General features: G+C 64.0%; 9 protein-coding genes and 1 pseudogene. 6 read left to right on the top strand and 4 right to left on the bottom strand.

Going from position 1 to position 10,840, the window contains the following annotated elements:
- The 3 genes and pseudogenes from VF497_RS02670 to VF497_RS02660 all read left to right on the top strand — a co-directional run.
- A pseudogene (locus tag VF497_RS02670) lies at positions 1 to 679 on the top strand (3-phosphoshikimate 1-carboxyvinyltransferase); the annotation flags it as partial.
- A 43-nt stretch (positions 680 to 722) separates the two neighbouring features.
- Positions 723 to 1,799 (top strand): glycosyltransferase, encoded by a 1,077-nt coding sequence (locus VF497_RS02665; protein ID WP_330885996.1) that lies wholly within the window; start codon positions 723 to 725, stop codon positions 1,797 to 1,799.
- Positions 1,800 to 1,903: 104 nt separating this feature from the next.
- Positions 1,904 to 2,560, top strand: a complete 657-nt coding sequence (locus VF497_RS02660; RefSeq protein WP_330885994.1) for a response regulator — start codon at positions 1,904 to 1,906, stop codon at positions 2,558 to 2,560.
- Positions 2,561 to 2,625: 65 nt separating this feature from the next.
- On the opposite strand, the gene rne is transcribed toward VF497_RS02660, so the two are convergent.
- Complete coding sequence (gene rne, locus VF497_RS02655) at positions 2,626 to 5,538, bottom strand: ribonuclease E (protein ID WP_330885992.1); 2,913 nt, start codon at positions 5,536 to 5,538, stop codon at positions 2,626 to 2,628.
- A gap of 483 nt (positions 5,539 to 6,021) precedes the next feature.
- On the opposite strand from rne, the gene VF497_RS02650 reads away from it, so the two are divergent.
- The gene (locus VF497_RS02650) at positions 6,022 to 6,966 is read left to right on the top strand and encodes an RluA family pseudouridine synthase (RefSeq protein ID WP_330885990.1); all 945 of its coding nucleotides are present in this window, start codon (positions 6,022 to 6,024) and stop codon (positions 6,964 to 6,966) included.
- Positions 6,967 to 7,061: 95 nt separating this feature from the next.
- Here the strand turns inward: VF497_RS02650 and VF497_RS02645 are convergent, their stop codons facing one another.
- Positions 7,062 to 7,418 carry a 4a-hydroxytetrahydrobiopterin dehydratase gene (locus VF497_RS02645; RefSeq protein ID WP_330885988.1) on the bottom strand — a complete coding sequence of 119 codons (357 nt, stop codon included), beginning with the start codon at positions 7,416 to 7,418 and terminating at the stop codon, positions 7,062 to 7,064.
- A gap of 200 nt (positions 7,419 to 7,618) precedes the next feature.
- Here VF497_RS02645 and VF497_RS02640 point away from each other — a divergent pair, with 200 nt between their 5' ends.
- Positions 7,619 to 8,227: an NfuA family Fe-S biogenesis protein gene (locus VF497_RS02640; protein ID WP_330885986.1), complete on the top strand. Its 609-nt coding sequence runs from the start codon at positions 7,619 to 7,621 to the stop codon at positions 8,225 to 8,227.
- A 49-nt stretch (positions 8,228 to 8,276) separates the two neighbouring features.
- Here VF497_RS02640 and VF497_RS02635 read toward each other — a convergent pair whose 3' ends face one another.
- Both VF497_RS02635 and VF497_RS02630 read right to left on the bottom strand, forming a co-directional pair.
- Positions 8,277 to 8,630: a cytochrome c gene (locus VF497_RS02635; RefSeq protein WP_330885984.1), complete on the bottom strand. Its 354-nt coding sequence runs from the start codon at positions 8,628 to 8,630 to the stop codon at positions 8,277 to 8,279.
- A 23-nt stretch (positions 8,631 to 8,653) separates the two neighbouring features.
- A complete protein-coding gene (locus tag VF497_RS02630) occupies positions 8,654 to 9,001 on the bottom strand; it encodes a cytochrome c (RefSeq protein WP_330885982.1) in 348 nt (115 codons plus the stop codon).
- Between the two features lie 499 nt (positions 9,002 to 9,500).
- Between VF497_RS02630 and VF497_RS02625 the strand changes: the two genes are divergently transcribed.
- Positions 9,501 to 10,754, top strand: coding sequence for an efflux RND transporter periplasmic adaptor subunit (locus VF497_RS02625; protein WP_330885980.1), 1,254 nt, complete (start codon positions 9,501 to 9,503; stop codon positions 10,752 to 10,754).
- Positions 10,755 to 10,840: the final 86 nt, after the last annotated feature.

Genomic DNA, 10,840 nt, shown 5'->3' with positions numbered 1-10,840 from the left:
CTATCCGATCGAATTTTCCAAAGGGCATGCGCAGCTTTCCGGAGGCCATCGGCTGCGCGCAACGGACGTCGTCGTACCGGCGGATTTTTCCTCGGCAGCGTTCTTCCTCGTCGCGGCAAGCATTGTGCCGGGTTCGGAATTGACCTTGCGCGACGTCGGCATGAACCCGCGCCGCACGGGCCTGCTGCAGGTGTTGCGCTTGATGGGCGCCGACATCCGCGAAACGAATGCGCGCGAGGCCGGCGGCGAGGCGATCGCCGATCTCGTCGTGCGTCAAGCACCGTTGCACGGCATCGACGTGCCGGTCGAACTCGTGCCGGACATGATCGACGAATTCCCGGCATTGTTCGTTGCCGCAGCAGTGGCGAATGGCATCACGCGCGTGACCGGCGCAGCGGAGTTGCGCGTCAAGGAATCCGATCGCATCGCGGTGATGGCGCAGGGCTTGCGTGCGCTCGGCGCACGCATCGAGGAGACACCGGACGGGGCGGTCATCGAAGGCGGCGCGCTGCGCGCAGGCGAAGCCGACAGCACTGGCGACCACCGTTGCGCGATGAGCTTCTGCGTCGCCGGCCTTGTCGCCGGCGGCCCGGTGCGCGTGTTCGATTGCGCAAACATCGCGACATCATTTCCGGGCTTCTTCGACCTTGCCAATGTCTGCGGATTTGCGCTGATTTGAACGGGTAGGTCGACGACCGGGATTTACGACTGTAGGCACGAGCATGCGCATCTGCCTCAACATGATCGTCAAGGACGAAGCGGCCGTCATCGAGCGCTGCCTGCGCTCGGTGAAATCTCATGTCGACAGTTGGGCGATCGTCGACACTGGTTCCAGTGACGGTACGCAGGAGATCGTGCGTGCATTCTTGAAAGATATCCCCGGTGAGCTGATCGAGCGCCCTTGGGTCGATTTTTCGACCAACCGCAACGAGGCGTTGCAACTGGCGCGCGGGCGTGGTGATTACGCTTTTTTTATCGACGCCGACGATGCCTTGCAGACCGATCCCGGTTTCAGCTTCGGCAGCCTCGGGGCGCCTGGCTACGTGATCGAATCGGTCGTCGCCGGCATCAGCTCGTGGATCGTGGCGCTCGCCAGGCTTGATATCGACTGGGTCTGGCGCGGCGTTTTGCACGAGATCTTGAGCGCGCAGGGTAAGGTGCCGAACACGCCGCTGCATGGCGCGCGCATCGCCAAATTCGCGGACGGTGCGCGCAGCCGGCTTCCCGCGCGCGCGAAGTACGCCCGCGACGCCGAATTGCTGCGTGCAGCGTTGGCGCGCGAGCCGGGAAATACTCGCTATCAATTCTATCTGGCACAAAGCCTGCGTGAAGCGGGGCAGTGGGCGGAGGCGATCGAGGCTTACCGCCGGCGTAGCCTCGCTGGCGGTTCCGAGGAAGAAATCTACTTCTGCAAGCTAATGATCGCGGTGCTTGGCGAGCAGACTGGATGGGCCGCCGAGGCGATTGTCGCTACTTGCCTCGACGCGTGGCGCTATCGCCCGCAGCGCGCGGAAGCTCCGATGCGGCTCGCGCATTTCTTCCTCAAGCAACGGTTGTTTGTCCAGGCGCGAGATTGCGCGTTGGCGGCCATCGCGCTGCCGCCGACTTCGGATCGATTGCTCGTCGATCGCACTGCTTGGGGTTGGCGCCCGCGCGACGATCTGGCGCTCGCGCTGTTTCATCTCGGCGACGAGGCCGGCTGCATTGGAATCTACCGGCAGATGCTCGATGATCCGGAATTGCCGCCAGGCGAGCGCGAGCGCGTCGAGCGCAATCTGGCGAAACTTGCCGCCGAGTAGACGCACATGCCGGTGCCTTGACCATGCGGGCGGGGCGGGATCACGCTTGTAAAGCCCTTCTGGTCGCAGTAACGTGGTTCAGGGGTGTCCTCTGGGGGAAGCAGATGATTCGCATCGTGATGGTGGACGATCACGCCTTGGTGCGCGCCGGTTTGCGCATGATCATCGAGAAACAGCCCGACATCGAAGTCGTCGGCGAAGCGGACGATGGCGAAGCCGGCTTGCAGCTGATCCGCAATCTCAAGCCCGACCTTGCCCTTGTCGACCTGCACATGCCGAACGTCAACGGCATCGAGGTGACCGAGCGTGTGCGCCGCAGCAAGCTGGCCACGCGCATCGTGATCCTGACGATGGCCTCCGATGCGCCGTTTCCGCGCCGCCTGCTCGAAGCTGGGGCGAGCGGCTATCTGACCAAGGGCTGCCCTGCCGACGAACTGGTCAGGGCGATCCGCCAGATCGCCGACGGGCGGCGTTATCTCAGCACTGATGTCGCGCAGCAGCTCGCGCTGGGCAACGCGCTCGGCAACGGCGAATCGCCTTTCGAAGAGTTGTCCACGCGCGAACTCGAAGTTGCGATGATGCTGGCCCAGGGTATGGCCGCGAAGCAGATCGGCGATCGCCTGAAGCTCAGCGAAAAGACCGTGGCGACTTACAAGTACCGTCTGTTCGAAAAGCTCGCGATCGACAACGTCGTGACCTTGACCCACCTCGCCACCGCGCATGGTCTGATGGACAAGCCGCGGCGTGAAGCTGCGCCATAGATCGGGATCGCGAAAGCGGATGAAAAAACGCCCCGCGATGCGGGGCGTTTTCATTGCAGCATGTTTCAAGGAGCTGCGGGCGGTTGGGCAGGCGTGCTTTCGGCGGCCGGCTCCTCCGCTTTCGCCGCCGCGGCAGCGGGCTTCGGTGGCGTGTCGCGCAGTTCCGCCAAGGCGCGTTCGATGTGCACGTGCAGCGGCACGACTTCCTTCACTGCGACGAGGTCGTTGAAGTTCGCCGGCACCGCTGCCTGCTGAACCTTGGGTGCGGCGGGCGGTTGTACAGGCACCGCTGCCGAGTCCGCAGGCTTGTCCGCAACGGGCGCGAACGGCAGCTCGTTGTTTGTCGGAGGCGAGGCAACCGCAGGCGCAGGCGCCGCTACCGCTGCCGCCGGTTTGTCGACGGCGGGCATTTCCATCGGTGCCGGAGCAGGCGCAGGGGCGATGGGCAGCATCTGCTGGGCAGGTTCGGCAGCTGCGGCGGGCGGTGGTACGACGATGGCCGCAGGACGTTGCTGCGGAGCTTCGGCTTCGGTCGGGCTCGATACAACGACTTGTTGCGCGGCGCCTGCCGGCGACGAGTCAGCATCCGCTGCGCGAGCGGCGACGGGAATCGCGGGCGTGGCCGCGGCCGGCTTGGCCTGGGGCACGACGGCCGGAGCATCGTCTTCGTCGTCGAAGTCGAGCACGATGTCGTTGCCGGCCAGGGCGGCAGCGCCGGCAACCACACTGGCCTCGACTTCACCCTCGCCGCGACGACGACGGCGGCCGCCGCGACGCCCGCGGCGACGCGAGCGCGGGGCTTCACCGTCGGCGGAATTCTGCTGGGCAGCATTTGCGTCGACGGGCTTCTGCGCGGTTGTCGTCGTTGCTTCGGCAGCAAGCGCGGCGATCGGTTTTTCGCTCAGTGCCTCGTTCGGAACAACGGCGGAAACCGGGCGCGCTTCGCGTTCGCTTGGCGCGGTCGTCGCTGCGGCCGGGGCAGCGTTGCGTGATGGCGGCGGCGGAGTGGGGCGATCGGGTCGGCGATTCTGCTGCGGGTTCTGGTTCTGTTGTTGCGGACGCGCTTCATTGCGCTGCGGACGATTCTCCTGGCGCTGCTGGTCGCGACGCCCCTCGTTGCGGCCACGCTGCTGCCCCTGTTGGCCGCGCTGGGCATCGCCACGACCGCGCTGCTGCGGGCGCGCGTCATTGCCACGCTGATCACGCTGGCGCGAATTGTTCGCGGACTTGCGTTCCTCGGCGGCTGGCGTGGGAGCCGGAGCCGGGCTGCCGGCGAACAGCGCGGCGATGCGCGCAAAGAAACCCTGCGGCTTCTTCGCGGGCTGAGCCGGTGCGGCAGCCGGAGCTGGCGGCGCTTCGACTTCGGCGCGCACCGGCGCCGGATTGGCCGGCACGATGCCGGACACGGCAGGCTTCTCGGGTTCGTCGCCCGGCTTGGCGACCTGCGGCGGCGGCGCGGACACGACCGGTGTCAGACGCTCGTAGCTCGGCTTGGTCTCGTTGCCAAGTTCATTGCCCTTGATGCGCTGGATCTCGAAATGCGGCGTTTCCAGCTTGTCGTCGGCGACGACGATGATCGGCACGTCATGGCGCAGCTCGATCTCGACGAGGTTCTTGCGTTTCTCGTTGAGCAGGAAGTTGGCAATCGCGGGCGGCGCCTGCACGAGCACCTGACCGGTCTTTTCCTTCATCGCCTGCTCTTCGACCAGGCGTAGCACCGACAGCGACAGCGACTCGACGCCGCGGATACGGCCGTGGCCTTCGCAGCGCGGGCAGACGATCTGCGTCGATTCGCCGAGCGAGGGACGCAGGCGCTGGCGCGACATTTCGAGCAGGCCGAAGCGCGAGATGCGGCCCACCTGTACGCGCGCGCGGTCGTAGCGCAGTGCGTCTTTCAGTTTTTCCTCGACATCGCGCTGGTGGCGCGGGTTTTCCATGTCGATGAAGTCGATGACGATGAGGCCGCCGGCGTCGCGCAAGCGCAGCTGGCGCGCGACTTCGACCGCGGCTTCGAGATTGGTGTTGAACGCGGTGTCCTCGATATCCGAGCCCTTGGTCGCCTTCGACGAGTTGACGTCGATCGCGGTCAGCGCTTCGGTCTGGTCCACGACGATCGAGCCACCGGACGGCAGGCGCACATTGCGCTCGAATGCGTTCTCGATCTGGGTCTCGATCTGGTAGCGCGAGAACAGCGGCACCGTTTCCTGGTACAGCTTGAGCTTGCGCAGGTTGTTTGGCATCACCTGCTGGACGAACTCGCGTGCATCGTTGTATAGCTCGGGGCTGTCGATCAGGATTTCGCCGATGTCGTTGCGCAGGTAGTCGCGCAGCGCGCGGATGATGAGCTTGGATTCCTGGTAGATCAGGAACGGGGCGGGGCGGCTGACGCCCGCGTCGGAAATCGCCTTCCACACCTGCAAGAGGTAATCCAGGTCCCACTGCAGCTCTTCCGCGTCGCGGCCGACGCCGGCGGTGCGGATGATCAGGCCCATTTCGTCGGGCAGGTTGAGCTTGTCGAGTTCTTCCTTGAGGTTGGCGCGGTCGTCGCCCTCGATGCGGCGCGAGACGCCGCCGGCGCGCGGGTTGTTCGGCATCAGTACGAGGTAGCGGCCGGCCAGCGAGATGAACGTGGTCAGGGCGGCGCCCTTGTTGCCGCGTTCTTCCTTCTCGACCTGAACCAGCAGTTCCTGGCCTTCCTTGAGCAGTTCGCGGATGCCGGCGCGGTTGTGGTCGACGCCCGGCTGGAAATATTCGCGCGCGATTTCCTTCATCGGCAGGAAGCCGTGGCGCTCCGCACCGTATTCGATGAAGCAGGCTTCGAGCGAGGGTTCGACGCGGGTGATGCGGCCTTTGTAGATATTGGCCTTTTTCTGCTCTTTGGAGGGGATCTCGATGTCGAGATCGTAGAGCGACTGGCCATCGACGATAGCCACGCGCAACTCTTCACGCTGAGTTGCGTTGATCAACATACGCTTCATTTTTTACATCCTTAACGCGCTCTACCGCTTACGCGTCGCGATGCCTGCGCGCCAGCTCGTGAAAACGATGGCAGCGACGGCGTCGCGTCGACCGTGGGCTTGGGTACGCGTCCACGGGAGCGCTTCGTGCCGGCGCGTTTTCAAATCGCGCCTGGCGTTCAACATAGCCCTTGCTGTATTGCCGCAAACCCCCGAAGGTCTTGCCGACTTTCGGGCAATTCTCGACTCGAACGGTTACGATTCCGGTGTGCGGCGAGATGGGCTCCACTGGAGGCCCGCATCTGCGCACGAAGGGCGTAGCTGAACGAGTGCGTCATTGCGGCCGGCATAGCCGACCCAGGACGCGCAATACCCTTCGATTGTATCGAACGAGCGGCAAAAAATCCAATTCGGACGCGAACTTCAATGAATCTTGCAAGGCCCGATCGAGCAAAACCCGCACAGGAAAACGAGGCGGAAGAAGGCGTTGGAACGAGCCCGGGCGTGCGTTTCGTTCAGGTTCCGGACGACCGTGACGGCCAGCGCATCGACAATTTCCTGATCGGCCAGCTCAAGGGTGTACCGAAGAGCCTGATCTACCGCATCATGCGCACCGGCCAGGTGCGGATCAACGGCAAACGCGCCAAGCAGGGCGTGCGCCTTGCCGCGGGCGATCAGGTCCGCATCCCGCCCGTGCGCACGGCCGAGCCGGGGGGCGGGGCCATGCCGGCGGCGGCGCAGGTCGAGCAGGTCGAGCGGGCGATCATTTTCGAGGATCGCGATTTCCTCGTCATCGACAAGCCCTCCGGCGTCGCCAGCCACGGCGGCAGCGGCGTGACCTTCGGTGCAATCGAGCTGTTGCGCGCGGCGCGACCGGACGAGACGCTCGAACTCGCGCATAGGCTCGATCGCGACACCAGTGGCGTCCTCGTCTTCGCCAAGAAGCGCTCGGCTTTGACGGGTCTGCAGGAACTGATCCGCGAGAACCAGACGACCAAGCAGTACCTTGCCCTGCTCAAGGGGCATACGCACAAGGCCAAATTTGACGTCAACGCAGCGCTGCGCAAGTCGCTGCTTCAGGGCGGCGAGCGCATGGTCCGCGTCGCCGACGACGGCAAGCCGTCCCTGACGCGCTTCCACATCGTCGACATCTACGCCGACGCCAGCCTGGCCGAGGTGACCTTGTTCACTGGACGCACCCACCAGATCCGCGTTCACGCCCAGCACATCGAGCACCCGCTTGCGGGCGACGAAAAGTACGGCGAGAAGGGTTTCAACCAGAACATGCGCGGGTTCGGGCTCAAGCGCCTGTTCCTGCACGCGGCGCGGTTCGAGTTCGATCTCGATCGCAAGAGCTACAGCTTTTCCGCGCCGCTGGCGCCCGATCTTGCGGCGGTGCTTGATGCGTTGCCGCGCGGGGTGTCGAGGAAGGGGCGGGTGCGTTCGTAGGGGTTCGATTCATCGAACCCGCACCAAGCACAGAACTCAAAGCGGGCGCGGCCGAGTTAAATCGCTTCCGTGCGCGGCGCACGGAAGCCGCACCGCTACGGTGAAACGAGTACTTCCGTTTTTGCCGCGCAAACAAAATCGTTGCGCGACAAGCCGCCGACATCGTGTGTCGAGAAGCGCACGAGCACGCGGCCCCAGCCGAGTTCGAGATCGGGGTGATGGTTTTCGCGTTCGGCGACGTAGCCGAGCGCGTTGACGAAGGCGAGTGCGCGGACGAAGTCGGTGAAGCGGAATTCCTTGCGCAGATCCGCTTGATCCGGTCCGAAGCTCCAGCCGGGCAGGGCGGCAAGCCATGCCTGTGCCTGTTCGCTCGATGCGGCATGCTCGCGACCTTTGAGCGGCAGGCATTTTTCCGCGGCGAGTTCGGCGAGAGTCGTAGGCAAGTTGGGCATGGAGATCACAATTGTTGATTCGATTGTGTCATTGCATCACCAATGCCACGGATTTGCCACCGTCAGGCAGCCTGCCTTAGCCTTTGCGGCAAATGAGGACTACAATGGTACTGGTTCATTTCTGCGTTCGTCCGTGAACGCGGGAATCAAGAAGCGGCCGTCCTTGGTCGCGCTTTTCAAACAAGGTAGTGGTAGCAGACGTGATTCGTATTTCCGACAGCGCGAAGAACTATTTCCGCCACCTGCTCGCGCAGCAGGACATCGACAACCTCGGCATCCGCATCAAGGCCGTCAACGCCGGCACGCCGAAGGCGGACTGCGTGCTCGAATATGCGGAAGGCGCGGACCTGGCCGGCGACGAGGTGTGTATCGACTGCGACGGGTTCAACGTCTATATCGAGGCAGCCAGCGTGGACTGGCTGGCCGAGGCCGAGGTCGACTATCAGGTCAGTGCGACCGGCGGCCAACTGACGATACGTGCGCCGCATATCAAGGGCAGCGTTCCCGGTGAAGACGCACCGCTCGGTGATCGCGTGCAGTACGTGCTCGACAGCGAAATCAATCCGCAGATCGCCGCGCACGGTGGCCGTGTGCGTCTCGTCGAGGCCGATGCAGACGGTGTCGTGTTGTTGCAGTTTGGCGGCGGCTGCCACGGTTGCGGCATGGCCGACGTGACCTTGAAGCAGGGCATCGAGAAGACCCTGCGCAGCCATTTCCCCGAGATCACCGCGGTGCGCGACGCAACAGATCACGCCAGCGGCAGCAATCCGTATTTCCGCGGACAGGGCGGGGCGAGCGCCGTCGGTTGATGCGCTTTTCGTCATTCCCGCGCGAGCGGGAATGACGTGCCAAGCGAAATCAGTTGCCCTGTTCGTGCTTCGAAAGGTCGTCGAGCTTGCCCGGCATCGCGGCGAAGTAGCGTGCGAGCGCGTCGATCTCGGCCTCGCTCAGTGGCGCGGCCATGCCGGCCATGATCGGGTTCTTGCGTTCGCCGGACTTGTATTCGTGCAGGGCGCGCGCGATGTAATCGTGGTACTGGCCGGCCAGGCGCGGATACGCGCTCTGCGCAGGCGTGTCGGAGTTGCCGTCGGCGCCATGGCAGGCGGCGCAGGTCGCGGCTTTTTCCTTCACCTTTTCGAGAGGAATCGTCTCCGCGTGGGCGACGCCGCAGGCAAGACCGCAAACGGAAAGCAGGGCAATGGCGAATTTCATGGCGTGTCGGTTTCCGTATCGGATCACTTGGCGGTCAGGCTGGAAAGAAAGGTCGCGATGTCCTTGATGTCCTGTTCGGACAGGCTCTCGCCCTGGGCGCGCATGGTCGGATGATTGCGCTGGCCGGTCTTGTATTCGGTCAGGGCGGCGACGAGGTAATCGTAGTTCTGCCCGCCGATGCGCGGCACGTGATAGTTCGGATAGGCGTTCATGTAGCCGGTGACGCCGTGGCAACCGCCGCAGGTATAGACGAGCGCCTTGCCCGCTTTTGCATCGCCCTTCGGCGCGGCAGCCGCGTCGGCGGCAAATGCAGGTGCAGCGAAGGCTGCGGTCAGTGCGATCAGGGCGCAGGCAAGCTTCGTTCTCGTCATGTTCTCGGGGCCGGCAACGGTGGAAGAATGGGCGCGAGAGTATATCAATCCCGGCGCGCTCACTTCTAGCGACCCGGACGTGGAACACTTGGATCCGGGCATATCGTTGTGTTTGATCGGGATGGCCATTGCCGGTGCGGAGCGGAACCTGTCCGCGCCGGCGGTATACATGTGGAATTTGTCGCATCGGCGGAAGCCTTGAGCAGCCATGGCCGAGATTGCCAACCCGCGCTGAACAGGCTCGAAATCGGGCCTGTCGGCATGACTATTGGCGCTTACGTCTGCAACGTTTCGTGAGGAAACTGCATCCATTGAGTCGCAACTTGGGGAGAGGTGTAAACGATTCCGGATCGATTGCACTCGAACTCCCGAACTCGGACACATGCCGTCCCCACAATCGTGACTTCTGGGGGATGTTCAGTGCATGGTGATGTAGTTTAGTATAACACCATAGCGACAACATTCCCGATCCCCAACGCTCCTGGCGTCTTCCAACTCTATGAAAATCAATAAAAATATCGCGAAATCGAGCGTGATCCTCGCCTGTGCCGCCCTAGTCTCCTTGTCGCTAACCGCCTGCAGTGGCGGCAGCCCGGCCCAGGCCAAGGGCACCAAGGATGCCAAGGCCGAGGTTATCAATGCGGTGCCGGTCGAGGTCGCCAGGGCCGCGCGTGCCGAAATCGCGGCCAACTACAACGGCACGGCGACGCTGACCGCCGACCACGAAGCCCAGGTCGCGGCGAAGACCTCTGGCGTGCTGGTCAAGCTGTTCGTCGAGGAAGGGCAGAGCGTGAAGGCAGGGCAGGTGCTCGCCCAGCTCGAACAGGACACGGCGCGCGCCAAGCTTGCCCAGGCCGAGGCGCAGATGCGCAAGGCCGACGCGAGCTTCAACTACAGCGAGAAGGCGATCCAGAAGCAGCTCATCCCGCAGCGCGATTTCGACCAGGCCAAGTACGACATGCAGAACCTGCGTGCGGCGCGCGAGGAAGCTGCGCTGAATCTGCGTTTCACCACGATCGTGGCGCCGGTCGACGGCGTGATCGCCGAACGCTCGGTCAAACTCGGCAATCTGATCCAGACCAACCAGAACCTGTTCCGCATCGTCGGCATGGATCCGCTGCAGGCCGTGCTCAACGTGCCCGAGCGCCAGCTCGGCATCCTCAAGTCCGGCCAGCCGGTCGTGCTCGAGGCCGATGCGCTGCCGGGACGCAAGTTCGCTGGCAACATCCTGCGCATCGCGCCGGTGGTCGACTCGAACAGCGGCACGTTCCGTGTGACCTGCGAATTCCACGACCAGAGTGGCACGCTCAAGCCCGGCATGTTCGGCCGCATCGGCATCGTCTACGACCAGCGCGCCGACGCGCTGACCGTGCCGCGCTCCGCGCTCGTCGAGGAGGATGGCGAGACCGCCGTGTTTGTCGTCGAGAAGGCGCCGGACAAGCCCGCCGACGACAAGAAGGACGGTGCGAAGAAGGACGAAGCGAAGAAACCTGAAACCAAGGTCGCCGACGCCGGCAAGGGCGACACGAAGCCTGTCGCGCCGGGCCTCGTCGCGCACCGCAAGCTGGTCAAGGTCGGCTACAGCGAAGGCGACAAGGTCGAGATCCGTTCCGGCATCGAAGAAGGCACGCAGGTGATCACGGTCGGCCGCAACGCCGTGCGCGACGGCACCGCCGTGCAGGTGCTCAACGCCGACACCAAGGACAAGGAAAAGCAGCTCGCGCAGAAATCGGTCGAAGAGAAGAAGGCCTGAGCATGAACATCGTCGAACTCGCGACCCGACGGCGCGTTACCGTCGGCATGGTGACGCTCACCTTCGTTTTGTTCGGCTTCATCGCG

This window comes from Rudaea sp. (assembly GCF_036383415.1).
In the GTDB taxonomy this organism is placed as follows: domain Bacteria; phylum Pseudomonadota; class Gammaproteobacteria; order Xanthomonadales; family Rhodanobacteraceae; genus Rudaea.
Note: the sequence above shows the minus strand (reverse complement) of the source record. Positions and strands in the feature narration are given on the sequence as shown.